Origin of the sequence: Paractinoplanes toevensis (genome assembly GCF_018332695.1) — a bacterium.
Lineage (GTDB): Bacteria > Actinomycetota > Actinomycetes > Mycobacteriales > Micromonosporaceae > Actinoplanes > Actinoplanes toevensis.
The window spans coordinates 1-24,499 of the sequence record NZ_BOQN01000038.1; the positions used below are offsets into that span (position 1 = coordinate 1).

At 71.4% G+C, this 24,499-nt stretch carries 22 protein-coding genes and 2 pseudogenes; 7 read left to right on the forward strand and 17 right to left on the reverse strand.

All coding sequences use genetic code 11. The annotated features are described in order from the left end of the window. Window positions 1-125 precede the first annotated feature (125 nt). Genes Ato02nite_RS12750 through Ato02nite_RS12760 form a run of 3 tightly spaced genes read right to left on the reverse strand, consistent with a single transcriptional unit; the run spans window position 126 to window position 3,337 of the window. Entirely contained in the window at window positions 126-1,361 is a 1,236-nt protein-coding gene (locus Ato02nite_RS12750) for an RNA polymerase sigma factor (protein ID WP_213006688.1), read from the reverse strand. Then, complete coding sequence (locus tag Ato02nite_RS12755; RefSeq protein WP_213006689.1) at window positions 1,358-1,693, reverse strand: YciI family protein; 336 nt, start codon at window positions 1,691-1,693, stop codon at window positions 1,358-1,360. The genes Ato02nite_RS12750 and Ato02nite_RS12755 overlap by 4 nt, the downstream gene beginning before the upstream one ends. A 45-nt stretch (window positions 1,694-1,738) precedes the next feature. Next, window positions 1,739-3,337 (reverse strand): MFS transporter, encoded by a 1,599-nt coding sequence (locus Ato02nite_RS12760; RefSeq protein ID WP_213006690.1) that lies wholly within the window; start codon window positions 3,335-3,337, stop codon window positions 1,739-1,741. Between the two features lie 192 nt (window positions 3,338-3,529). Here Ato02nite_RS12760 and Ato02nite_RS12765 point away from each other — a divergent pair, with 192 nt between their 5' ends. Both Ato02nite_RS12765 and Ato02nite_RS51560 read left to right on the forward strand, forming a co-directional pair. Then, complete coding sequence (locus Ato02nite_RS12765) at window positions 3,530-4,504, forward strand: S66 peptidase family protein (RefSeq protein WP_246606879.1); 975 nt, start codon at window positions 3,530-3,532, stop codon at window positions 4,502-4,504. A gap of 85 nt (window positions 4,505-4,589) precedes the next feature. Then, a pseudogene (locus tag Ato02nite_RS51560) lies at window positions 4,590-5,124 on the forward strand (helix-turn-helix domain-containing protein); the annotation flags it as partial. Window positions 5,125-5,168: 44 nt separating this feature from the next. Here Ato02nite_RS51560 and Ato02nite_RS12775 read toward each other — a convergent pair. From Ato02nite_RS12775 to Ato02nite_RS12815, 10 genes and pseudogenes are all read right to left on the reverse strand, one after another. Continuing rightward, entirely contained in the window at window positions 5,169-5,525 is a 357-nt protein-coding gene (locus tag Ato02nite_RS12775) for a hypothetical protein (RefSeq protein WP_213006692.1), read from the reverse strand. A gap of 237 nt (window positions 5,526-5,762) precedes the next feature. Next, window positions 5,763-6,416, reverse strand: a complete 654-nt coding sequence (locus Ato02nite_RS12780; protein WP_213006693.1) for a hypothetical protein — start codon at window positions 6,414-6,416, stop codon at window positions 5,763-5,765. Between the two features lie 6 nt (window positions 6,417-6,422). Next, the gene (locus tag Ato02nite_RS12785) at window positions 6,423-7,235 is read right to left on the reverse strand and encodes a hypothetical protein (protein ID WP_213006694.1); all 813 of its coding nucleotides are present in this window, start codon (window positions 7,233-7,235) and stop codon (window positions 6,423-6,425) included. Next, window positions 7,232-8,089, reverse strand: a complete 858-nt coding sequence (locus Ato02nite_RS12790; protein WP_213006695.1) for an ABC transporter ATP-binding protein — start codon at window positions 8,087-8,089, stop codon at window positions 7,232-7,234. The genes Ato02nite_RS12785 and Ato02nite_RS12790 overlap by 4 nt, the downstream gene beginning before the upstream one ends. Beyond that, window positions 8,086-8,910 (reverse strand): zf-HC2 domain-containing protein, encoded by an 825-nt coding sequence (locus Ato02nite_RS12795; RefSeq protein ID WP_213006696.1) that lies wholly within the window; start codon window positions 8,908-8,910, stop codon window positions 8,086-8,088. The genes Ato02nite_RS12790 and Ato02nite_RS12795 overlap by 4 nt, the downstream gene beginning before the upstream one ends. A 17-nt stretch (window positions 8,911-8,927) precedes the next feature. Next, a complete protein-coding gene (locus tag Ato02nite_RS12800) occupies window positions 8,928-9,494 on the reverse strand; it encodes an RNA polymerase sigma factor (protein ID WP_246606759.1) in 567 nt (188 codons plus the stop codon). A gap of 39 nt (window positions 9,495-9,533) precedes the next feature. Further along, window positions 9,534-9,611, reverse strand: a pseudogene (locus tag Ato02nite_RS53250) (integrase); the annotation flags it as partial. A gap of 48 nt (window positions 9,612-9,659) precedes the next feature. Next, window positions 9,660-10,256: a DUF4291 domain-containing protein gene (locus Ato02nite_RS12805; protein WP_213006697.1), complete on the reverse strand. Its 597-nt coding sequence runs from the start codon at window positions 10,254-10,256 to the stop codon at window positions 9,660-9,662. A gap of 158 nt (window positions 10,257-10,414) precedes the next feature. Further along, the gene (locus tag Ato02nite_RS12810) at window positions 10,415-12,226 is read right to left on the reverse strand and encodes an anthranilate synthase family protein (protein ID WP_213006698.1); all 1,812 of its coding nucleotides are present in this window, start codon (window positions 12,224-12,226) and stop codon (window positions 10,415-10,417) included. A gap of 170 nt (window positions 12,227-12,396) precedes the next feature. After that, the gene (locus Ato02nite_RS12815) at window positions 12,397-12,615 is read right to left on the reverse strand and encodes a hypothetical protein (RefSeq protein ID WP_213006699.1); all 219 of its coding nucleotides are present in this window, start codon (window positions 12,613-12,615) and stop codon (window positions 12,397-12,399) included. 177 nt (window positions 12,616-12,792) lie between these two features. On the opposite strand from Ato02nite_RS12815, the gene Ato02nite_RS12820 reads away from it, so the two are divergent. Both Ato02nite_RS12820 and Ato02nite_RS12825 read left to right on the forward strand, forming a co-directional pair. Further along, entirely contained in the window at window positions 12,793-13,167 is a 375-nt protein-coding gene (locus Ato02nite_RS12820) for a response regulator transcription factor (protein ID WP_213006700.1), read from the forward strand. Window positions 13,168-13,190: 23 nt separating this feature from the next. Further along, on the forward strand, window positions 13,191-14,051 hold the full coding sequence (locus tag Ato02nite_RS12825; protein WP_213006701.1) for a sensor histidine kinase: 861 nt from the start codon (window positions 13,191-13,193) through the stop codon (window positions 14,049-14,051). On the opposite strand, the gene Ato02nite_RS12830 is transcribed toward Ato02nite_RS12825, so the two are convergent. Together Ato02nite_RS12830 and Ato02nite_RS12835 are read right to left on the reverse strand one after the other, a co-directional pair. Then, window positions 14,040-14,669: a DUF3159 domain-containing protein gene (locus Ato02nite_RS12830; RefSeq protein WP_213006702.1), complete on the reverse strand. Its 630-nt coding sequence runs from the start codon at window positions 14,667-14,669 to the stop codon at window positions 14,040-14,042. The genes Ato02nite_RS12825 and Ato02nite_RS12830 overlap by 12 nt on opposite strands. A 33-nt stretch (window positions 14,670-14,702) precedes the next feature. Then, window positions 14,703-16,157, reverse strand: a complete 1,455-nt coding sequence (locus Ato02nite_RS12835) for a GGDEF domain-containing protein (protein WP_213006703.1) — start codon at window positions 16,155-16,157, stop codon at window positions 14,703-14,705. 134 nt (window positions 16,158-16,291) lie between these two features. Here Ato02nite_RS12835 and Ato02nite_RS12840 point away from each other — a divergent pair, with 134 nt between their 5' ends. After that, window positions 16,292-17,875 (forward strand): methyl-accepting chemotaxis protein, encoded by a 1,584-nt coding sequence (locus Ato02nite_RS12840; protein ID WP_213006704.1) that lies wholly within the window; start codon window positions 16,292-16,294, stop codon window positions 17,873-17,875. Window positions 17,876-18,425: 550 nt separating this feature from the next. On the opposite strand, the gene Ato02nite_RS12845 is transcribed toward Ato02nite_RS12840, so the two are convergent. Then, the gene (locus Ato02nite_RS12845) at window positions 18,426-19,208 is read right to left on the reverse strand and encodes an alpha/beta fold hydrolase (protein WP_246606761.1); all 783 of its coding nucleotides are present in this window, start codon (window positions 19,206-19,208) and stop codon (window positions 18,426-18,428) included. Window positions 19,209-19,349: 141 nt separating this feature from the next. Between Ato02nite_RS12845 and Ato02nite_RS12850 the strand changes: the two genes are divergently transcribed. Continuing rightward, complete coding sequence (locus Ato02nite_RS12850; RefSeq protein WP_213006705.1) at window positions 19,350-21,323, forward strand: endo-1,4-beta-xylanase; 1,974 nt, start codon at window positions 19,350-19,352, stop codon at window positions 21,321-21,323. Between the two features lie 79 nt (window positions 21,324-21,402). Continuing rightward, window positions 21,403-22,911 carry a M20/M25/M40 family metallo-hydrolase gene (locus Ato02nite_RS12855; RefSeq protein ID WP_246606763.1) on the forward strand — a complete coding sequence of 503 codons (1,509 nt, stop codon included), beginning with the start codon at window positions 21,403-21,405 and terminating at the stop codon, window positions 22,909-22,911. Here the strand turns inward: Ato02nite_RS12855 and Ato02nite_RS12860 are convergent. Further along, entirely contained in the window at window positions 22,885-24,453 is a 1,569-nt protein-coding gene (locus tag Ato02nite_RS12860; RefSeq protein WP_213006707.1) for a methyl-accepting chemotaxis protein, read from the reverse strand. The two genes, Ato02nite_RS12855 and Ato02nite_RS12860, sit on opposite strands and share 27 nt — an antisense overlap. Between the last annotated feature and the right edge of the window lie 46 nt (window positions 24,454-24,499).

Below are 24,499 nucleotides of genomic sequence, written 5' to 3' on the forward strand. Positions count from 1 at the left end.
CATGAACACATTCTCTCGCGGTCGGCAGAACGCGCGCGAACAATCGATCATGAAGGTTTGAAGAGGGCGGTAAGCAAATCTAATCAACCCTGGAATCAGGGCAACAGATAGCGGTGTAACACCCGTTACATTCCTGGGGCGAGCTGCTCGCGGCGGCGGGTCAGGTAGGCGATCTCGGCGGTGTTGGCGGTCAGCTCGATGGCTCGGTCGTAAGCCGCTCGGGACTGCTGGCTGTGGCCCAGCCGGCGGAGCAGGTCGGCTCGCGTCGCGTGGTAGGCGTGGTAGTCGGCCAAGCGGTCCGCCAAGCGGTCGACGGCCGCCAGGGCCACGTCCGGGCCGTCCAGCTCGGCGATCGCGACGGCTCGGTTGAGGGCGACGATCGGCGACGGGTCCAGGCGGACCAACTGGTCGTAGAGGGCGAGCACCTGCGACCAGTCGGTGTCGCGGACGTCGCGGGCCGAGGTGTGCACGGCGTTGATCGCGGCGAGGATCTGGTATCGGCCCGGGGTGGCCCCGGTGGCCAGGCGCTCGCGGACCAGCCGGTGTCCCTCGGCGATCAGCGTCGTGTCCCAGGCGCCCCGGTCCTGCTCGCCCAGGGTGACCAGTTCGCCGGTGGCGGCGACCCGGGCGGTGCGCCGGGCCTCGGTCAGGAGCATCAGCGCCAGCAGCCCGGCCACCTCGCCGTTGTCCGGCAGGAGGGCCCGGATCAGGCGGGTGAGCCGGATCGCCTCGGCGGTCAGGTCGTGCCGGATCGGATCGGTGCCGGGGCCGGTGGCCAGGTAGCCCTCGTTGAAGACCAGGAACAACACGGAGAGTACGCCGGACACCCGAGCCGGGAGATCCTGCGCCGACGGCACCCGGTAGGGGATGCGGGTCGCCTTGATCTTGGCTTTGGCTCGGGTGATGCGCTGCCCCATCGCGGTCTCCTGCACCAGGAAGGCGCGAGCGATCTCGCCGACGGTCAGCCCGCCGACCATGCGCAGGGTCAACGCCACCCGGGTCTCCGGGGCGAGCGCCGGGTGACAGCAGGTGAAGATCAGCCGGAGCCGCTCGTCGTCGACGGCGCCGGTCGGCTCGGGTGGGGTGTCGTCGTACAGCATCTGAGCCTCCCTCTGCTTGTCGTCCCGCTTGTTCTCCCGGCGGAGCCGGTCGATGGCCTTGCGGTTGGCGGTGGTGGTCAGCCAGGCGCCGGGATTGGGCGGTACGCCGTCGGCCGGCCACCGCTCGACGGCGGTCGCGAACGCCTCGGCCGCCGCCTCCTCGGCGATGTCGAGGTCACCGAAACGCCGGGTCAGTGCGGCGACCACCCGAGCCCACTCCTCGTGGTGGGCGCGGGTGACCGCCTCACGTACGCCGGTCATTCAGCCTCGCTGTAGAACGGCCGGACCTCGACCTTCCGGTTGCAGGCCTTCGAGCCGTCGGCGGCGAGTTCGAGCGCCACGTCCAGGTCGGGGGCTTCGAAGATCCAGAAGCCGGCCAGGTATTCCTTCGACTCCACGAACGGCCCGTCGGTGAACAGCGCCTGCCCGTCGCGGTTGTCGACGACGGTGGCGGTGCTGGGCGGGTTGAGGCCGGCGGCGAAGACCCAGTGGCCCTCGGCCTGGACCCGCTCGTTGAACACGTCGATCGCGGTCATCTCCTCCGCGGTGGCGAGGCCGGTACCCTCGGCGATCACCGAAACCAGGTATTGCATGTCATCTCCTCGTTCTTGGTGCCCGTTGGCGGGCTCTCACCCCTGCTACGAACGCCGATGCCCCGATCCGACAGTCAGGCCGGCTCCGTCGGCCAGGTCGTACGAGACGGTCAGCACCCGGTCGGCCTGCAGGTAGATCGAAAGGTCGGCGGCGATGCGGTGCCGGCTCGCCGTGCCGGTCACCGCGATGGTCAGCTCGCCGGCCTCGAGGTGCTCGATGAGCACGAGGGCGTCCCGGCCGAGCCGGTCCGCGCTCTCATGAACCGGTACGGCGACGACGCTGTGCCGTGGCAGGCGGGTCCGCAGGCCGGTGACCAGGCCGGCGGCGCTGAGCCGCGGACCGTCGTCGACCCCGTAGACCACGAGCAACTCGTCGCTGGTGGCCAGCTCGGCCAGCCCGGCCACCACCGCCGCCGCGCACAACCGGGTGTCCGGCTCGGCGAGGACCGCCACGGTCGTCGCGGTCGGACTCGGGCTCGGCTGGAACCCGACGGCCAGGCCCAGCCCGACCCGCAGGTCACGCGTCCGGACGTACAGCATCGCGGCCAGCAGCACGGCGGCCAGCAGGCTCCAGCCCGCGGTGTACGAGTGGGTCAACCCGTGCAGGCCGGCCAGCAGCAGCGGCGGAATCAGCGCGCCGAGAGTGCCGGCCGCGCCGGTCACCCCCATCACCGAGCCGACACTGTACGGCCGGGCCGCCTTGCCGATCAGCGCGAGCAGTGCGCCACCGGCCACCCCGTCGCAGGCGGCCACCCCGGCGATCGCGACCAGCGGCAGCCACGACCGGGGTGCCAGCGCCACGACCACGTACAGGGCCGCCGCGAGGCCGTAACAGCTCACCAGCAGCCGGGCGGTCGGGTGGCGGTCGGTCCACCAGCCGCCGGCCAGCCGGGCCAGCGCGGCCACGGTGACCACCGACCCGGTGGCCGCGAGGGCGTGCGACCACTCGAAGTTCAGGGCCACGACCAGGTAGACCGGCAGGAACACGCCGATCGACACCATGCCGCTCAGCGCGACCACGTACAGCAGCGACACCGACGAGGTCGCGGCCAGCCGGATCAGCGCCAGGCACTCGCGCAGCGGCGAACCACCGCGGCCGGCCGGGGCGGGTTCCCGGATCAGCGTGGCCGCCGACCCGGCGAAGGCCACCAGCAGGCCGCCGAGGACCAGCGCGGTGAGCCGGCCCTCACGGTCGACACTCCAGGAGACGATCGAGAGCACCACGGTGAACGCCACCCCGAGACCGAAGACTCCCAGCGTCAGGCCGCGCCGCCCGTACCGGAAAAGCCTCGAGACCAGCGCCGCGCCCACCACGAAGGCCGAGCTCGCCGAGCCGGCCGCCGCTCCGGCGGCGACCACCGCCGGCAGCGAGTCGGCCAGGCCGAGACCGACGACCGAGGCCGCGGCGATCAGGCTGACGGCCGGAAACATCACGCGTACGCCGAACCGATCGGTCAGCACGCCGACCGGCAACCGTACGAGTGCCGCCACCAGCAGGGGCAGCCCGATCAGGGCGAGGTACCAGCCGGGCGGGACCCCGAACCGCTCGTGCAGGTGCGGACCGAGAAGAACCGAGGCCCGCAGGTTCAGGCCGAGCCCGATCGTCGCGAGCGCCAGTGTCAGCGGCTTTCCCGGAAAGCTCATCACCACCCCACTCGTCTGGGCCTATCCAATCAGCCGTTCCGCGCGGTAGCCATTCGGGCACCCGGGAGTGTCAAGAACAGGTTTCGCCGGTGGTCGCCGCGCTCGCCGGGGATCGTCTTGACTGTGTGGGTGTATCGCGGAAGTGTGCGCCGGGTGAGGATCTCGCGCCGTACCTTCATCGCCGCGTCGGCCGTGGCCGGCACCGTCGCGTCCGCGACGCCGGCCCGGGCCGGCACGCGAGCGGTGGTCCGGCCGCCGGCTTTGGTTCCCGGAGATCGGGTACGGGTGATCGCGCCGGCCGGTGTACCGGACACCCGGCTGGCCCGCGGCATCCAGATCCTCGAGGGTTTCGGCCTGGTGGTGGAGGCCGGCGCGCATCTCTACGACCGGTACGGCTACCTGGCCGGCACCGACGCGGACCGGCTGGCCGACCTGAACGCGGCCTTTCGCGACCCCGGCGTGCGGGGCGTCTTCGCCGCCCGGGGTGGCTACGGCACGCAGCGGATCATCGACCGGCTCGACCTGGCCGCGGTTCGCCGTGACCCGCGGGTCTTCGTCGGCTTCAGCGACCTGACCGTGCTCAGCGGCCGGCTGTGGACCGCCGCGAGGCTGGTCAGTTTCTACGGCCCGATGGTCAACTGGACCGACACGCGCACCGGGCCGACCGAGATCGAGTCCCTGCGCAAGGCGATCATGACAATGGATCCGATCGTGCTGACCAGCGACCCGGCCGAACCCAGCGCCGCGGTCTCGGTCCCCGGCACGGCGACCGGCACCCTGCTCGGCGGCAACCTGACGATGCTCCAGGCCGGTGTGGGCACCCGCGACCTGCCCGACCTGCACCGCGCGATCCTGCTGCTGGAGGACACCGACGAGTCCGCCTACAGCTACGACCGCATGCTGACCCACCTGACCCGCTCCGGCGCCCTCCGGGGGATCGCCGGCGTGGCGATCGGCCAGTTCACCAACGCCCCGGTGGTGAGCGGCCAGTGGACCGCGGCCCAGGCGGTGCAGGACCGCCTGGCCACCCTGGGCGTGCCGGTCCTGGGCGGCCTGCGGATAGGCCACGGCAACGGCCAGCTGACCGTCCCGCTGGGAGCCCGGGCCACCATCGACACCACCACCGCCACCCTGACCGTCGCCCCGGGCGTCGCACCCCGGAGCTAGTTCTCTGACCGGAAACGTTGGCCGGGTGGGTGACACACCGGTCGGGGTGCGCGGTGTGGGCCGGGTCGCGGATCAGGCTGTCGTCATGGCAGATCCTGTTCGGGCACGGCGGCTCACCGATGACGAGGGCCGTCGATTACAGCAGATCGTGCGGCGTCAGACCGAGTCACCGATCCGGCTGCGCCGTGCGATGGTCATCATGGCGTCGGCCAGCGGAAACTGTTCCCGCGATCGCCCGTCTGGTCCAGGGTGACGAAGACGCGATCCGTGAGGTGATCCACCGGTTCAACGAGATCGGGCTGGCCTGCCTGGACCCTCGATGGGCGGGTGGCCGTCCCCGCCGGATCAGTGAAGACGACGAAACGTTCATCGTCGCGACGGCCCGCACCAGACCTCAAGCTCTCGATCAGCCGTTCACCCGGTGGAGCCTGCGTAAACTCGCCGATTACCTGGCCCACAACCGTGGTCTTCGCCGGGTGAACGTCAGCCGTGAACGGCTGCGGGAGTTCCTGCACCTGCACAAGATCAGCTTCCAGCGGACCAGGACCTGGAAGGAATCGAACGACCCGCAGCTCAAGGAGAAACTCGCCCGCATCGAGCCCGTCCGCGCACCAAGGCGCTGATATCCGCAGGTGGGCGGCCCGTAACAAGGTCGAGCTGTGTTTCACTCCGATGCGGACTCCGGGAGGCCGAGCGCCCTGCGCACGTCGCTGGTCAGGCTGGTGGTCACCGGAACCTGTCCTGCGGCTGTCAGGTAGGCGGCAACGGTTCCGGCCGCGGCGACCCGCCGGTAGGCGGCCGCGTGCGCCGCGAGCTGTTTGTGGATGGCGAGGGTCTTCGCGGTCGGTGCCGCCGCCGACATCCAGGCCTCATGGGCGGCGTTCGAGGCGGCGGTGAGTTTCAGATACGTCTCCCCGGCCTCCTTGACCGTCATCCCGGGGGCGGCGGTGGCCTTGGCCGCGACCGCGCCGGTCGTCGTTTGATGATCCGCGGTGCTGCGGCCGGCGACGCCGCGCTCCATCGGCAGGCCGCCGCGGACCTGAAGGAAAAGCCGGGACGGGTAAGCAGGGTGCGGTCACGGCCACTTCTCTGGACGCCCTTCCGAAGGCCGGCGCACCGGCTACGCGGGCCCTCGACGGTGCCGGCTACGTCCAGCTGGGCCAGCTGGCGGGCGGTTCCCGGGTCGAGCCGGCGAGACTGCACGGCATGGACCCGAAGGCGTTGGGGCTCATCGCGGCGGTCCTGGAGGAGCACGGGCTCAGCCTCGGCCGGCTGGCCGGCCGGCTCTCGGTGACCAGGCCTCCAGGTTGGCCGCACCCATGATCAGGACCGGGATGGGCGCCGCGATGGTCCACCAGTGGTGGATCGTCGCCGCCTCTGCCGTCGACAGGAGCCACGGGGAGTGGCGGCCGGTCAGGAACAGCGTTGCCGCGATGAGGCCGGCCTGCGCGGCCGGGCCGGCCAGGGCGGTGGTCCGGGAATGGCCGCGCCGCGCCGCCACCGCGGCGCCGGCCAGGCCGGTCAGCGCGCAGACGGAGGCCTCGGCGGCCAGTTCGGCCAAGGGCAGACCGTTCGCCGGGAGGCTGCGGGATGCCAGGGCGAACAGGGCCAGCCACACCGCGATGGCGGGTGCGACCGCGACGGCGGTCCGCAACCATTGCCGCAGCCAGCGACGCGTCGGCGTCACCGCCACCAGCGTCATGGGCTCGACCAGTGCGAAGCATGCGCCCGCGCCGAGCAGGAACGCGGCGATGCGCAGCGCCCAGACCTGGCTGGCCGGCGCGGGCGCCCCGGCGACGGCCGGGAGGCAGGCCAGCAACGACAACCCGGCGGCGGTTGCCGGGGGAGCCCACGGGACCGTCCGCGACACCGGGACCACGAGCAGCCGGACCTGCCGAATGCGCAGAAGCACGACGCGTCACCGCCCGCGCGGCGAGACGGCCGTGGCGGTGCCGGTGACGGGCTGCTGCGTCTGCTCGCGGCGGACCGCTACCACGGCGACGACCAGCGCGATCGTCACGACGGCAATGGCCGGCAGGCGCCAGTGCCGGGCGAGTGCCACGCCGCCGACGACGGTCAGCGCCGCGACCAGATAGAGCACGTGCCAGCCGGCCGCCCCGGGGGTCACCGGTTCGAGGACGACGGGGAACAGCAGCCATGGCATGCCGGTCGGGTCCGACCCGACCACCGGCAGCATGGCGATCGCGGCCGTGGCTGCGAACAGGGTCAGCGGGCCGGCCGGGGTGGCGGGCCACCAGAGGCCGGCCGCGACTCCCAGAGCGGCCCCGATCATGGGTGGCAGCGCCGGGACGGCGAGGAGCCAGGGGTCGAGGCGGCCGGTCAGCCCGGACGGGACCAGGACCAGGAGCTCGACGCCCTCCGCCAGGACGCCGACCGCGCCGGCCACCGGGATGAACGTCAGCAGGGCGGCCGTCCGGCGCCGGGGCGGCGTGGGGAGCGTGCCGGTGAACTCGGTGGCGTCGTGCCGGTGATCACGGGAGGCGGCGAGGTGGCCGATGAGCACGAGGAAGCCGGCCAGGACCAGTGCCGCCAGGCCGGAATGAGCGGCGAAGGCCGCCCAGGTGCGGGTCGTGCCTCTGCTCCACACGGCGCAGAGCGCCACGGCCAGGATGAATCCCATCCACAGCGTCGACATGCCGGCCAGCAGCCGGGCTTCCGTCGACGCGAGCGCGGCCGCGGCGACCCGGGGCGGCACCGGAACGGCGATCATCGGGTCGTCCCGGCCGGCGCCGGTCCGAGCAGCTTGAGGTAGCCGTCCTCGATGGAGGGTGGCACCGCCACCCCGTCCGGTGGCTGCTCGCCGAGTGTCCGGTAGTCGCCTTCCGCGGTGCGCCAATAGACCGCTCCGCCGCCGGGCCGGCCGGCGGAGCGCCACACCTGTCCGTCGGCCAGCTGCGCCAGCGCCCGGGGGGCGCCGGCGAAGACGGCTCGTCCACCGCGGATGACCACCACCCGTTCGCAGAGCGCGCCGACGTCCTCGGTCTGGTGGGTCGAGAGCAGGACCGTGCGGGTCTCGCCCAGCCGCGAGATCAGCGCACGGAAGAGCATGCGCTGCTCGGGATCGAGCCCCACCGTCGGCTCGTCCAGGACGATCAGATCGGGACCGCCCAGGAGCGCCTGGGCCACGCCGAGGCGCTGTCGCATGCCGCCGGAAAGCTTGCGGACCTTGACGTTCGCCCGGTCGGACAGGCCCACCTCCTCGAGGACCCGGCGGACCTCGGCGCGGCGGACGGCGGGGTCGACGATCTCCTTGAGGACAGCCACGTAGTCGAGCAGCGCCGCCGCGGAGAAGTTCGGGTAGAGGCCCGGGCTCTGCGGCAGGTAACCGAGCCGCCGACGCAGGGCGGTGCGCTGGCGGGAATCGGCGGGATCGAGCCCGTATGCCTCGATCCGGCCGTGGTCGGGCGCGAGCGCCGTCGCCAGGCAGCGCAGCAGCGTGGTCTTGCCGGCGCCGTTGGGGCCGAGCAGGCCGGTGACACCGACGCCGATATCCAGATCGAGGCCGTCGAGCGCGGTGGTGGCGCCGAAGCGCTTGCGAAGATCGCGCATGCGGACGGTGGTCATCGGCTCTCTCCCGGGTCGAGGTGGCGGCGCCGCAGCGTCAGGACAACCACGGCCACGACGGCGGCCAGCAGGTAGCCGAACTGGGCGGCCGGACCGAACAACGCCCCCTGGACGAGCGGCGCCGAGGTGCTGACGGCGAGGGCGACGAGCACCCAGACGCCGCCGAGAAGGGCGGCGGCCGTGGGCAGTGGCAGCACGGTGGCCAGGGCCAGGGTGCCGGCGCAGAGCAGGAACGCCGGCAGGAGCCAGGCGGCCGCCCACCAGCCCGGCCCGGGCGACGCCGCCGCGGCGACGACGCCCATCGCCATGGACGGGCCGACGACGGCCGTGGCGCGCCACAGAACCAGGGTGGGGCCGGCCATCGGCGTGGCCGACGTGATCTCGTGCATCGAATCGGCGGGCGGACCGAACGCGGTCGCGACCGCCAGCACCGGCAGCACCGGCGCGAGGACCAGGAACAGCAGCAGAGTGACGCGGGCGCCGGTCTGGCCAGTGTGTGCCGCCGCCACGGCGAAGGCCAGCACGGCGGCCGTCGCCGCGAAGTACGACAAGCGCAGGGCCGGAGTCGCCGCGATCAGGCGGGCCCGGTGCTCGGGCAGGCCGCTGCGGCGAAGCAGCCACTCCACCGGCGACGGCCGGTCGGCCACGAGCGTGTCGGCGACCGCGAGCCAGGTGCGGTCGAGCCAGGCGGCTTCCGCGGGCACCGACGCCCGGCAGGCCGCACATGCCTGCACGTGCGCGTCGACCGCCATCACCCGGCTCGGGGTGAGCGAACCATCCTCATACGCCTGCAGCAGTTCGGCGTCCACGTGCCAGGCCATGCTCTCTCCTCGCGAAGTCATGCCAGCAACTCCCGCAGCCGGGCCCGTGCTCTCATCAGCCGGGTCTTCGCCGTGCCCTCGGCGACGCCCAGAAGCGACGCGGCCTCGCGGACCGTCAGACCGTCCAGCGCGGTGGCCTGGATGACCGCTCGCAGCTCCGGGGACAGGCGGTCGAGCGCGGCGCCGAGATCTCCGTGCTCGATGCGCAGCAGCACCAGGTCCTCGGCCGACGGCACGGTCTCGGCGGCCTCCCCGGCGACGCCCACCCAGCGGTGCCCGGGCCCGCGCAGCGTGCTGACCAGCCGGCGGATCGCGATGGTCCAGATCCAGGCGGCCGCCTCGCCGCCGCTCTCCCGGTAGTTGCGGGCATCGCGCCAGACGGCGACGAACGTGTCCTGCACGGCGGCGTCGACCACGTCGGGGTCGGCGCACCGGCGGGTGAGCCGCAGCCGGATCCAGGGGGCGTGCCGCAGGTGCAACAGGCGCAGCGCGCCCATGTCCTCGGCCGCCACCGCACGCAGCAACTGCGCGTCGCCGGTCTGCTCGGTCACCGGATCGACCGGTGTCTGTCTTCTCCGCCTCACATAGGGACTATCGCCGAGCGAGCCCGGATTGGTTCACCGGAATTGAGCTTCGATCGGGTTCGCCCAGGACACGTACGTCGGAGTGAAACACAGCTCGACCTTGTTACGGGCCGCCCACCCCGACCGGTGTGTCGCCCGACCCGGCCAACGTTTCCGGTCAGAGCACTAGCCGGCGCCCAGCCTGGTGGCCACCTCGGGCGGCAGCGGGTAGACGGTCTCGGCCGGCAGCAGATCGGCGGCGGCCCGGGCGTTGCCGTCGGTCAGTCGGGAGTGGATCGTGCGGGCCAGGGCCGTCACGTCGCTGATGCCGACCAGCCAGTCGTCCACGTACCGGTCGACAGCCTCGCCCGACAGTCCCACCTGGAGCGACCGATGCGGCAGCGGCGCCAGCCGCAGCGACCGCTCCGGGTCCCACTGCACCCGCACCGGCGCGGTCTTGACCTGCCGTGCCCAGGCCACGCTGTCCGGGTGGAGCTTCCGATCGAAGTGGCTGAGCGCCGCGTTCGCGAGGGCCCACTCGAAACCGTCACGCCGGATCTCGACAGCCAGCACGTGCTCCTGGCCGGGCTTCGTGGCCCACCCGCAGCGATACATCATCCAGAGAAACGACGGCTTGATCCAGGTCATCCGCTCCCGCTTGAACGGCGCCACGAACCTGCCGGCAGCCAGCGCCGGCCGAGCGATCACCGAGGAGTACGCCTGATAGACCGTGATAGTGCTCTCGGTGAAGTGGGCGCGTACCTGTCGAAGCGGGATGTTCACGCCCCGGATGATGACCGCCCGGCGCAGGCCGGCGCATCCGGTTTTGTGCGGTGAGAGGTCCGCCGGTCGGGCCGGGCGGGGCTGGCCGGCGGACCTGGTGGGGCCGGTGGTCCAAGCGGAGGCTCTCGATCCCCTTGAACCACCGGCCTATGGTTTTGCTACCCGTTCGTGGCCGGGCTAACCACACCGGACAGCAACGGTGGGAGAAGCTCGGACAGGATGGCCACGCCGTCGCGGCTCAGGACCGACTCGGGGTGGAACTGGACGCCGGCGAAGCCGGCTCCGCGCAGCGCGTGGACCGCCGCGTCGGACGGGTCGCGGGCGATCTCCACCGGGCCGTAGGGAGAGACGAGCAGCGACGTGTCGGCCACCGCGGCGAAGCTGGAGTAGAAACCTACCCGGCGGGTTCGGCCGAACAGGTCCACGTCGCGGGCGACGCCCTGATAGGGGGAGTCGCGGCGGCGCAGCGGCAGGCCCAGCAGGACGGCCAGGATCTCGTGGCCCAGGCAGACGCCCAGGGTGGGGATGTCGGTCGCGAGCAGGCCGGCCACCAGGTCGCGCATGGCGGTCATCTTCGGGTCGGTCAGGTCGTCGGGGTCGCCGGGGCCGGGGCCGACCACCACCAGGTCGGCGGGGACGATGCCGGTCACCGCGGCGTGCCACGGCATCACCGTCACGGTCAGACCGAGGGCTTTCAGCTGGTGGGCGAGCATGGCGGTGAACGTGTCCTCGCCGTCGACGATCAGCGCGCTCCGGCCGGCCAGCGACGGGATGGTCAGTGCTCCGGGGGCGCGGGAATCCAGCCAGAAACGGGCGAGGTCGGTGTTTCTGGCGGCCAGTGCCGCCCGTACCTCTTCGGTCTCGGATGGGCGTACGGGAAGGGAAGCGTTATCGGTCGCGCCCAGCGCGGCCAGGATCCCGGCGGCCTTGGTGTGGGTTTCGGCGATTTCGCCGGCCGGCGTGGAATGCCGGACCAGGGTGGCGCCGACCGGGACGCGCAGGGTGCCGTCGGGGGAGATCTCGGCCGAGCGGATCAGGATCGGCGCGTCCAGGGTCTGCCGGCCCTGGTCGTCGTGGCCGAGCAGGGCCAGCACGCCGGCGTAGTAGCCGCGGCCGCGGCGTTCGTGGCGGGCGATCACGCGGCAGGCGTTCTCGATCGGGCTGCCGGTGACGGTGGGGGCGAACATGGTTTCCCGCAGCACCTCGCGCACGTCCATCGTGCCCCGGCCGGCCAGCAGGTATTCGGTGTGGGTGAGGTGGGCCATCTGCTTGAGGTACGGGCCGGCCACCTGGCCGCCGTGCTCGGCGACGGTGGCCATCATCTTCAGTTCCTCGTCGAGGACCATGTAGAGCTCCTCGATCTCCTTCGGGTCGGCGAGGAAGTCCATCAGTGAACCCGAGCCGTGCCGGAAGGTGCCGCTGATCGGGTTCATCATGGTGATGCCGTCGGCCACGCTGACGTGCCGCTCGGGGGTGGCGCCGACCAGCGTGCGGGTGCCGGTGTGCACCAGGAACGTCCAGTAGGTGCCCTGTTCGCCGGCGAGGAGCCGGCCGAACGCGGCGCGCGCGGCGGCCACCGGGTCGCCGTCCACCGACGCCTGGTAGACGCGGTGGATGACGAAGTTGGCGCCCTCGCCGTGGCCGATCTCGTCGCGCAGCACGTCCTCGACGATCTCGCCGTACTCGTCGTCGGTGAGGTCGAAGCGGCCGGGGTTCAGCGTCAGCGATCCGGGCGGAAACGCGGTCAGCGGTTCCTGCGAAGTGGCCGTGACCAGCAGGCACTCGAGTGGGGAACCGTCGTCTACGCAGTCGAAGCCGCGTTCGGTGATCTGCCGGTAGGGCACCACCGCGAGCGTCGGCAGGCCGTCGCGGATCGGGATGTCGGCGAGGGTGGCCACCGTGATCACGTCACCGGTGAGCACTTCGACGTGGTCGGCGCCATCGCGGTGGAGCAGGGCGAACGGTTGCATGGGTTTCCTCCGAGGGCGGGCGGTGCCGGCCGAGGCGGAGGGCCATGACGAAGGACGGCCGCCTCGGGGAGGCGGCCGCGTGAAGTTACGCGCGGGTGGGTGTGGCCGCCGGTCTGGCGGGCCACCACATGCTCAATCGCGCGTGCATGCCGACGAGCATAGGGGCAGCGTCAGTGGAATGCCAGGAGCACCGCGGTGCGGGCCCAGCGCATCCGGTCGGGGGCGCAGTCGGGGTGCTCGCCGAATTCCTGCGCGACCAGTTCGGCGCAGCGGTCCTCGCCGATGCGGTGCACGGTGTCGGTGACGGCGGCCCGGATCAGCTCGGCGGTCGGCTGCTGGGATCGCTGGACGTGAGACAGGAAGAGCGCATCGGAGAGTACGGCGTTCATCGGGTCCTCCTCTGCCGGGTGGGCGTAGCGGCGTCGTTGCACACCAGGAGACTCTTCGTGGGATGCAGGTCCGATGCGCAACGGGTGCGGCTGGGTTGCACGATCGGACCGTCCCCACCCAAATAACTGGATATAGTGCGTTTTAGTAGGGAAGACGGGCCAACCGAGGAGAAACCCGTGACGGTGGTGCTGGTCGCCGATGATGACGCCGACATCCGTGACCTGGTGGCATTCAAGCTGGAGCAGGCCGGATTCGACGTGATCGCTGTCGAGGACGGTCAGACGGCCCTCGAGCAGGCCCGCAGCCGCCAGCCGACGCTCGCCGTCCTGGACGTCTCGATGCCCGGTCTCTCCGGCATCGACGTCTGCAAGATGCTGCGGGCCGACCCGGCCACCGCCGGAATACTGATCATCATGCTCACGGCCCGGGTCCAGGAGCAGGACGTCGAGGGCGGATTCAGCGCCGGCGCCGACGATTACGTGACCAAACCGTTCAGCCCCCGCGAGCTCGTCTCACGCATCCAAGCGTTGCTGAGCCGGGCCCGGGCCTGAGAATCCGGCCGGAGGCCCCGCCGATGAGACGTCCGGCCTGCGGCGCGGCCCTCCTCGCCGGCCTGGCCGGGGGTGGGGTGCTGGGCGCCCTCGCGATGGCGCACCTGATGAGCCGGCTGCGGGCCGACAGCCGCCTCAAGGATGCCGAGACCGAGCAGCTGCGGCGCACCGAGGAGGAGCTGCTGGCCCGGCTCAAGGCCCTCGACGCCGCCAAGACCGACTTCATGGCGACCATCTCGCACGAGCTGCGCACCCCGCTGACCAGCATCTCCGGTTACGTCGAGCTGTTGCGCGACAGCGACCCGGACGAGCTGACCGACGCGCAGCAGCGGATGCTCGAGGTGATCGCCCGCAACGCCCGGCGGCTCCGCGAGCTGATCGAGGACATCCTCACCCTGTCCCGCATCGAGTCGGGTGGATTTTCCAGCGATCAGGGCGAGGTGGACCTCGCCCAGGCGATCGAGCGGGCACTCACGGCCATCACGCCGGCCGCGGAGAAGGCGTCGGTCGGGCTTCATTCCGACGTACGGGGACCGCTCCCGTTACGGGGTGACGGTGTCCAGCTGGACAAGGTGCTGGCCAACCTGATCGGCAACGCGGTCAAGTTCACCCCGCCCGAGGGCACCGTGACGGTCCGCGCCGAACGGGCCGGGGAGCACACCGTGCTGTGGGTCTCGGACACCGGCATGGGCATCCCGCCGGCCGAGCAGAACGCGTTGTTCGTCCGGTTCTTCCGAGCCACCAACGCGATCCGGCAGGCGATCCCGGGCACCGGGCTCGGCCTGGCCATCTGCCAGAAGATCGTGGACAACCACGGCGGCTCGATCGAGGTCGAGTCGGCCGAGAACGTCGGCACCACGGTGACCGTCCGCCTACCCCACTAGGGGGTGGCGCAGCCCCGGGTGGCCGGGCGGCAGGGTCTTGCGGATCACCCACCAGCTCACCGCGAGGCAGGCGGCGATCAGCGGCCAGGTCAGGGCGATCCGGGCCACGCCCAGCGCGACCACCTGCCCGGCCGCGTAGAGCGGGAGGAAGACCGCCAGCCGGATCACGTACTGCAGCACCCACACCCAGCTGGCCAGGCCGTACGACCGGAGCAGCGCGGGGTCGCGCCGCCACCGGGTCTTCTGCCCCAGCACGCCGCCGACCACCAGGCCCAGCAGCGGCCAGCGCAGCACGATGCTGACCGCCCAGGCCAGCGCGCTCGCCGCGTTGCTCAGCAGCTGGAGCAGGAAGAAGTCCTCGGCCTTGCCGGTGCGCAGCGCGATCAGGGCGGCCACGCACACGCCGAGCAGGCCGATCAGCACCGCCCGGGGCTTGTCGCCGTGCCGCAGCCGCCACCAGCCGACGGCGACGGCGCAGGCCACCGCGACGGAGGCACCGGCCCAGATGGAGCGTCCGCCGGCCAGCCAGCCGATCACGAAGCCGGCGGCCGGGAGAGTGGCGTCGATCGCCGCCCGGCGCCCGTTCAGCAACTCCGCCAGCGACTCCGGCTGTGCCATCCCGACCCCGTCCCACTCGAAAGTTAGGACAGCCTAACGGAGGACCGGGTCGCGCTCCCGGCGGTGGGCGGCCTTCTCGGCGTACATCGCGGCGTCGGCCCGGCCGATCAGGATGTCCCGGTCGATGGTCTCGCCCCGGAGCGCGCCGGCCATGCCGGCCGAGACCCCCACCTGGACGCGTGCCCCGCCCACCTCGATGGGGTGGCCCACCAGGCTCGTCATCAGTCGCGGCAGATCGTCCGGGGCGGGCCCGCGGCGCAGTACCAGGAACTCGTCCCCACCGAGCCGGCCGACGACGTCATCGGGGCCGGCCGCGCCGGTCAGCCGGGCCGCCACCGCCCGCAGCACGGCATCGCCGGCCTGGTGACCGAACCGGTCGTTGATCGGCTTGAAGCCATCCAGGTCGAGCAGGATCACGGTGACCTCGTCGAGCGTGCACCGCTCCAGGTCGGCCAGTGCCCGGTCGATCTCGGCGACCACGTGCCGCCGGTTGCGCAGGCCGGTCAACTCGTCGTGCAGGGCGTGGTGGGCGAGCGTCGCCTCGGCCCGGCGGCGCAGCTGCGACATCTGCCACAGCCGCAGCAGCACCAGTGGTACCGCCAGCATCGAGCAGACCGGCAGCACCACGCTCGCCACGTCGTCGCCGCGCAGCCCCTGGATCATGGCGATCAGCGGGTTGGCGCAGAGCGCGGCGCCGATCCAGAGCAGCGGCAGCTGGGTGCTCGGCTGGCCGGCGGACCCGTCCGGGTCGGTGATCCGCGGTGCGGCCGGGTGGACGGCCGCGGCCGCGATGGTCAGGTACGCGACCATCGTGATGATCGCGGTCCAGGCCGAGCTGCCGTGCCGGGCGGTGAGCGTTCCGGCGATGTGGCCGCCGAGGGTGGCCACGCTGCAGAGCACGAGATAGCCGATCGGGCCGCGCGCTCCGGCGGCCCGCCGCCCGATCCGGGTGAGGCAGGAGATCAGGGCGGCGAGGATGGCGATGTCGCTGAGCGCCAGCATCTCGCCGACCGTGGTGGCGGTCGGGGTGAGCCGGGGCGCGATCAGCCAGGCCCAGGCCGGACCGGCCACGCACACCCCGAACAGCGCGGCGTCCAGCAAACCGGCCAGGTCGCCGATGCCTCGGCGGCGCAACGCGGCGGCCGTGCCGACGAGGAACAGCAGGTGGGCGGAGGCGATACCGAAGTCGGCGGCGCGGCCCTCGGCCCGGCCGAAATGATGCCCCGGCACCCAGTCCGACCAGAACGCCATGCAGCCGGCGAGCAGGACCAGACCGGCGGTCGCGATGATCCAGGGGCGGCCCCTGAGGTGCCCGGTGGCGAGGGCGCCGGCGAAGGTGACCACCGGGACGAGGGTGACCATCGCGAAGATCACGACCCGCAGGTGCGGGCCGGCGAGGGCGTACGAGGTCGCGGCGAGCACCGTCGCGGCCAGCACCCCGGCGTGCACCGGCCAGGCCGGCGCGGTCGCCCGCGGCCACCTCGTCATTGCGTCCCCCTCGTCGCGCGTTGTCCGCCCATCGGCGACTGCGCGGTCGACCTGAGCGGATTCGGCGAGCGGCGCGCCCGGGCTCAGCGCCCGGCCGCAACGGTCGATAAGTCAGAGGAATAGGCGAAACGCGAATGTTGGGGGCCGTCGTGGGCAACTGGTCGGTTCGATGGAAGATCACCAGCCTGGTGCTCGTCGGCATCGTGCTGGCCGGTGTGCTCGGCGTGACCGGGCTGGTCGGCATCTCGAAGCTGGTGGCCAGCGCGAAGACGCAGGACAACTTCCGTCAGGTGAGTCTGCTGCTGGAGAAGCTCGACACCAACGCGGCCAACGTCGACAGCTTCGTCAACGCCAACCTCGCCTTTCCTACCCAGACCAAGACCTTCGTCGACGGGTCCGCCGCCTTCATGACGGCCGGCGACCAGATCGTCGCCGAGCTGCAGAAGAAGTCGCTCGGCCAGGCCGACGCGGCGACGATCGACACGCTGGACACCTCGTGGGGCTCGTTCACCGACTCGGCCAAGTCGATGCAGCAGCAACTGCTCACGAAGGTCCCGGCCGCCACCCTCTTCAAGATCGGTGGCGACCTCTACAACGCGTACACGGCCTTCTCGGAGCAGCTCACCAAGGCTTCCGCCACGATCAGCACCGAGGCCGCGGCGGCCGCGAAGTACCGCACCGCCCTGATCAAGAAGGTCACCTGGATCTTCGGCGGCGCGCTGGCGGCCGGCGTGCTGATCCTCGCGGTCTTCGGCTACCGCGTCGGGCGCGGCATCATCCGGCCGCTCGGCACCGCGGTCGAGGCCCTGCGCCGGGTCGCGCAGCGTGACTACACGGTCGACGTGCCGGTCCACGGCAGGGACGAGATCGCGCAGATGTCCACGGCGCTCAACGCGGCGGTCGGCGACATCCGCGAGGCGATCCGCACCATCGCCGGCGGCGCGCGCCGGCTGACCGAGGCGTCCCAGCGGCTCACCGTGATCAGCCACGACGTCGACGCGTCCTCGGGGGAGACCTCCGGCCAGGCCGGTACGGTCTCCGAATCGAGCATCCTGGTCACCGAGCGGGTCCGCGAGGCCGCGCAGGGCGCCGAGCAGATGACCGCGGCGATCCGCGAGATCTCCGGCAACACCACCACGGTCGCCCAGATCGCGATGGGCGCGGTCACCACCGCCCAGCAGACCACCGACGCCATGTCGAAGCTGTCCGCCTCGACCGACGAGATCGGCAACGTGATCAAGCTGATCACCGCGATCGCCGAGCAGACCAACCTGCTCGCGCTGAACGCCACCATCGAGGCGGCCCGGGCCGGCGAGCTCGGCAAGGGCTTCGCCGTGGTGGCCAGCGAGGTCAAGGACCTGGCTCAGAACACCACCCGGGCCACCGAGGACATCGGCAACCGGATCCTGACCATCCAGAGCGACACCGGTGCCGCGATCGAGGCGATCGGCCGGATCGCCGACGTGATCAACGAGATCAACCAGTACCAGGCCAGCATCGCCGGCGCGGTCGAGGAGCAGACCGCGACCACCAACGAGCTGAGCCGCCTGTTCGACGACGCCGCGCACGGCGCCGACGCGATCAACCAGTCAATCGGCCGGGTAGCGGCCACCGCGGCGCAGACCGCGGGCGGCGCGACCTCGACCCGAGAGGCGGCGGCCGACCTGTCCGAGCTGGCCGCCAGCCTCAACGGCGTGGTGTCCCGCTTCCGGGTCTAACGCCTGTTCGGTAGATGGAGCCGGGCTGCGGCGTAACCCAACCACCCCATTTTTGTACGTGATGGGGCCGGCCCAGTGGCACTCGGTTCCGCTGCGCGGGGCTCACCCTCCGCGCGCCACCGCCGGGCGGGCCCGGCCGGCAACGCCGCCCCGCTGCCGGACCCATCGCCGCCCGCGACTCACGACCCGTTACCACGCCCCCTGGACAGGCTCATGTCCCGGCCACGCGACGCGCCCTCGCGCTCAGGCTCGCCGGAACTGACCGCCGACCAACACCCGCGACGGCACCTGGAGGCACTTCGACCCTCAGCGCTGGTCAATGCCTGCGGCGCTCGCATTCAGCCGCAGACCTTGTCGAACTGCAGCACCGCACCGGGGGCTAAATCGCCAAGATCTGGACCGCATTCAAGACCGGCACCCGCGCGTACGTCGCGCTGAGCGGCGGCCCGCCCGCTGTTGCGGTTGTGGGCCCCCGGCTCGTACGCAAAGGAACCGCGAGTTCGCCGCCCGGCCGGCCGTTCCCGGGGTTTTGAACCCTGCGGAAAACGACCTAGCGCCGCAGGAACTCCAGCGCGACCGCCGGGAACAGCGGGGAATCGGCCAGGTCGTAGTGGGTCAGGCCGGGGAGGATCGCCAGGGCGTGGCCGCCCTTCGGCCGGCCCTCGCCGCCCCAGCCGCCGTCTCGCAGGCCGCCGTCGAGCAGTGCGAAGACCTCGACGAAGTGGCTCGGCGGGCACATGTCGGCGTCGGCCGCCAGCACCAGGGTCGGCACGGCTAGGCCGCGGACCTGCTCGGTGAAGTCGAAGTCCACGGCCATCGCCGCACCGATCTTGTCGAGCAGCCGGGGGAAGTCCTCCGGGCGCGGTGCCACCCGCTGGTACAGCTCGTACATCGGGGTCTCCTTCATGAACTCGGCGGCGGCCGCGCCGACCTGGCCCTGCTGGGCGAGGATCTCGGGGTAGGTGGCGTCCCGCCGGATGCCGGCCGAGGCGGCGACCAGCCGGCCCACCCGCTCCGGGTGCTGGAACGCGACCTGCAGGGCCACTCCGCCGCCGAGCGAGAAGCCGACCACGTCCGGCTGGTCGAGGCCGAGGTGGTCGATCAGGGCGGCGATGTCGCCGCCCATGAGGCGCACGTCGAGCGGCCGGTCGATGTCCGCGGTGCGGCCGTGTCCCTGCAGGTCGGGCAGGATCACCTGGCGGTCGGCGGCGAACGCGTCCAGGATCGGGCCGAACATCTCGCCGGAGCCCAGGCCGCCGTGCAGCAGGACCAGCGGGCGACCCGATCCGTGCGTCTCGTAGTACATGTTCAGGCCGTTGATCTCGGCGTACATGGTGACTCCTTCGGTTGATGTCGCCGGTATAGACCGGCGGTCGGCGCGAAACTCATCGGCATTGTTCTGGGAGCGCTCCCATGTAACGATGTCCGTCAATTACCGTCCCGCCGCTCACCCACCTCAGAAGGGAGCCCGCGGATGCGCGCTCTCGCGCGGCTGACCGTCGCCACCACCCTGATCGCGGTGTCCACCGCCGCGATCGCCGTCGCGACCCACGCGGACGCGGCTGATGCCCCCGCCCCCATCACCGTAATCAACGCCGACTTCGAGGACGGCACCGTCGAGGGTTTCACCGGCCGCAGCGCCGAGGTCCTCGCCGCCAGTACCGCGCAGGCGCACGGCGGCACCCGCAGCCTCAGCGTCACCGGCCGCACCGCCACCTGGAACGGTCCCGCGCTGAACGTGCTCGACACGTTCGAGAAGGGCACCTCCTACACCATCTCGGTGTGGGTGCGGATGGCCGACGGCTCGGACAGCGCCCGGCTCAGCGTCGAGCGGCGCCTGGCCGACACGGCCAACTACGAGACCGTGGTCGGCAACACCGCCGTAACCAGCGGCGGCTGGGTCAACCTGACCGGCCGCTACACGCTCTCGACCGACGTCGATCACCTGTCGTTCTACGTGGAGACCGCGTCCACCACCGGGTCGCTGTTCCTCGACGACGTCACCGTCAGCTACACCCCGGCCGTGCCGATCCAGACCGACATCCCGAACGTCAAGAGCGTGGTCACCGAGTTCCCGGTGGGCGCCGCGATCACCGGTGCCGAGATCCTCGGCGAGCACGGGCAACTGCTGAGCAAGCATTTCAACTCGATCACCCCGGGCAACGCCCTCAAGTGGGACGCCACCGAGCCCGCGGCCGGCACCTTCAACTACACACAGGCCGACCCCCTCATCGCGTACGCCAAGGCGAACGGTCTCGCGATCCGGGGTCACACGTTCGTGTGGCACAACCAGACCCCGGCCTGGGTGTTCCAGCGGGCCGACGGCACCGCGATGACCGGCACGGCCGACGACAAGGCCCTCCTGCTCGACCGGCTGGAGAACCACATCCGCAACGTCGGCGCCCACTACGGCAGTGCGATCGGCACCTGGGACGTGGTCAACGAGGTGATCGACGAGTCCCAGTCGGACGGCATGCGGCGGTCCAGCTGGTACACCATCACCGGGCTCGACTACATCCGCACGGCCTTCAAGGTGGCCCGTGAGGTGCTGCCGACCGCGAAGCTGTGCATCAACGACTACAACACCAACGTGGCGGCCAAGCGCGACGCCCTCTACAACCTGGTCTCCACGCTCAAGGGCGAGGGCATCCCGATCGACTGCGTCGGGCACCAGATGCACATCAACGTGAGCTGGCCGACCGTGGCCGAGACCGAGGCGATGATCCAGAAGTTCGTGCCGCTCGGCGTCACCCAGCAGATCACCGAGATGGACGTCAGCATCTACACGTCCAGCTCGGAGAACTTCCCGACGCCGCCGGCCGACCGGCTGCTGTCCCAGGCGTACAAGTACCGGGACATGTTCGCGCTGTTCCGCAAGTACGCGTCGGCGATCTCCTCGGTGACCCTGTGGGGCCTGGCCGACGACAACACCTGGCTGGACACCTATCCGGTGAGCCGCAAGGACGCGCCGCTGCTGTTCGACACGACGCTGCAGGCCAAGTCGGCCTACTGGGGCGTGGTCGACCCCACCCGGATCGGCACGACGACCACGGCCCCGACCTCGCCGTCCTCCTCCAGCACCGGTAACCCGACCGACTCGCCCAGCCCGAGCGCGTCGTCGGGGGCCAACTCCTGCTCGATCACCTACCGGGTGACCGGTAGCTGGCAGGGCGGTTTCCAGGGCGACGTGAAGATCACCAACACCGGCACCGCGCCGTACTCCGCCTGGCGGTTGAACTGGCAGTTCGCCGCCGATCAGACGATTACCCAGTTGTGGAACGGCTCGGTGACGCAGAATGAGAACTCGGTGGCCGTCTTCAACGCGGCCTGGAACGGCGTGGTACCCGCCGGCGGCTCGGCGTCCTTCGGCTTCCTCGGCTCGTGGACCGGCAGTAACCCGGCGCCGACCTCCTTCTCGATGAACGGGAACGTCTGCACCGTCGCCTAGTTCGACGTACATCGATATGCTGCGCGAACGGTCCTCCGCCACAGCGGGGGACCGTTCCGCCGTCGATACAGGAGGATCCGTGCGCAAGGCAGCGATACCCGCAGCGGCACTGTTACTCATCGGCCTCGCGGCCACCCCTGCGAACGCCGTCGACAAGATCAATAGCAAGAAGCTCCGGGACGCCGTGACGGTCAACGGCATCCTCGGCCACGAACGCGTCCTGCAGCGCATCGCCAACTCCAACGGCGGCACCCGGGCGTCCGGCACCACCGGCTTCACCGCCTCGGCCACCTACGTGAAGGACACCCTGCGCGCCGCCGGTTACCGGGTGAGCGAGCAGGAGTTCACCTTCCCGTTCTTCCGCGACCTGGCCCCGGCCACCCTGGCCCAGGTGTCGCCGGCCGCGGCCACCTACGCCACCGACACGTTCACCTACTCCGGCAGCGGCACCGTCACCGGCACCCTGGTGCCCACCACCGACGTCCAGGTGCCGCCGCCGGCCACCCCCGGCGTCACCTCCGGCTGCGAGGCGGCCGACTTCCCGCCGGCCGGCGACGCACCCGCGGTCGCGCTCATCCAGCGCGGCACCTGCACGTTCGCGATCAAGGCGAGCAACGCCGTCGCGGCCGGCTACGACGCGGTGATCATCTTCAACGAGGGACAGACCGGCCGGACCGCGCTGGTCACCGGCGACCTCGGCCAGGTCTTTGACGTGCCGATCATCGGGCTCAGCTACGCCGACGGCGCCGCCCTGGTCACCGCGGCCAAGGCCGGGCCGGTCAGCGTACGGGTCAGCACCTCCACCGAGACCGACCTGACCGCGAAGACCAGCAATATCCTGGCCGAGACACCCGGCGGCGACCCTGACAAGGTGCTCGTGGTCGGCGCCCACCTCGACTCGGTGGCCGACGGACCGGGCATCAACGACAACGGCAGCGGCGTCTCCACCGTCCTGGAGACCGCCCGGCAGCTCTCCGCGCTCAAGGTCAAGCCGCGGCAGAAGATCCGGTTCGCGTTCTGGGGTGCCGAGGAGGGCGGCCTGCTCGGCTCGGAGCACTACGTGGACACCCTGCCCGACGCCGACCTCGCCAAGATCTTCGCGAACCTGAACTTCGACATGGTCGGCTCGCCCAACTACGTGCGCTTCGCCTACGACGGCGACGGCTCGGCCTACCCCGGCACCTCCGGGCCGCCCGGCTCGGCCGAGATCGAGGCAGTCTTCCATGACTACTTCACCGCGCAGGGCCTGGCCAGCGGCGAGAAGGAGTTCAACGGCCGCTCCGACTACGGCCCGTTCATCGCCGTCGGCATTCCGGCGGGCGGTGTCTCCAGCGGATCCGACGGGGTCAAAACCGAAGAAGAGGCCGAGGTGTACGGCGGGACCGCCGGCGTCATCTACGACCCCTGCTACCACAAGGCCTGCGACACCATCAGCAACGTCAGCACGAAGGCTCTCGCCGAGCTGGGCGACGCCGCCGCGCACGGCATCTACACCCTGGCCATGACCAAGTCCGGCCTCTTCCCGGACGGCTCCCGGCGGGCCGTGGCAAAGCGTGGACCGTCAGCGATAGCTGAATCGGCCTACTAGCTTCTGCAGATCGCCGGCCAGCGCGGCCAGGTCCGCCGCGGCCTGCTGGCCGGCGAGCACGCTGCGGGTGCTGTCCACCGCGGCACCGGACACGTGGGCCACGTTGCCGGCGATCTGGGCGGCCCCGGACGCGGCCGTGGCCACGTTGCGGTTCATCTCGGCGGTCGTCGCGGTCTGCTCCTCGACCGCCGAGGCGATCGTGGTCTGCAGGTGGTTGATCTGCTCGATCACCTCGCTGATCCGGGTGATCGCGGCGACCGCGTCCTGGGTGTCGGCCTGGATCGCCTGCACCCGGGCCGCGATGTCGCCGGTCGCCTTGGCCGTCTCCTGGGCCAGATCCTTCACCTCGCCGGCCACCACGGCGAAGCCCTTGCCCATGTCACCGGCCCGGGCCGCCTCGATGGTGGCGTTCAGCGCGAGCAGGTTGGTCTGCTCGGCGATCGAGGTGATCACCTTGACCACCTCGCCGATCTCCTCCGAGCTGGCGCCGAGCTTGCCGACCGTGTCGGCGGTCGCCGCGACCACGGCCACCGCCTGCGTCGTGACCTGCGCGCCCTCGGACGTACTGCGGGAGATCTCCTGGATCGACAGGGCCATCTCGTCGGCGCCGGCCGCGACCGTCTGCAGGTTGCGGGACACCTCCTCGGCCGAGCCGTTGGCCGCGCTCGCGCCGTCCGAGACCACCGCGGCGCTCGAGGCGACCCCGTCGGTCACCGCGGACAGGTCGGCCGAGCTCTTGGCCAGGGTCGCGGCGCTGTCGGCCAGCGCGGTGACCGTATCGCGGACCGACGTGGTGGCCTTGTTGACCGACCGGGCCATCGTGCCGATCTCGTCCCGGCCGTGCACGTCGATGTCGCCGGTCAGGTCGCCGGTCGCGACCGCCTCCATGGCGTCGGCGACCACCCGCAGCCGCCCGGTGATCGAGCGGGCCACCAGCAGCGCGAACCCGATGCCGAGCAGCAGCGCGACCCCCAGCGTCACCAGCACCTCGAGCCGGGCCTGCACGAACCGGTTCTGAGCGGCCGCCGCGGCGTCGTCGGCGCTCGTGGTCTCCGCGTCGGCGATCTCGGCGGCCGCGGTGGCCATGCCCGTGACCACCTCGTTGAAGTCGATGGCCGGGGTGCGACCTTCCTTGACGTCGGTGAGGGCCGTGGTGAACTGCGCCCAGTAGTCCACGAACTTGGCCAGCGACCGGTCGGCCGCGTCGCTCTTCGGCTGCGCGCGGTAGAGCTCGAGCGTGTCGCCCAGCTCGAGGATCGCGGCGGCCTGTCCCTCGGCGGCGGTCCGCTGCACGGCGGCATCGGTGGCGGACCGGGCGGCCATGGCGGCGAAGTGGTTGATCGTCGCCTGAGCGCCGCGGATGTCGCCGAGCAGCTGGAGGTTCGTGACGTTGACCTCGCGGACATCGTCGAGCCGTCCGTCCATCTCGCCCATCCGCTGCACGGCCAGCACCGTGGCGACCGCCACGACGACGGAGGCGAGCAGCACCGCCGTGACGATCTTGCTGCGCACCCGTAGGTCGCCGAACCACCGTGACACCACGTTGCCGCCCCCGAGATCTCGTCAAAAACTCTGACTACCACTGTTC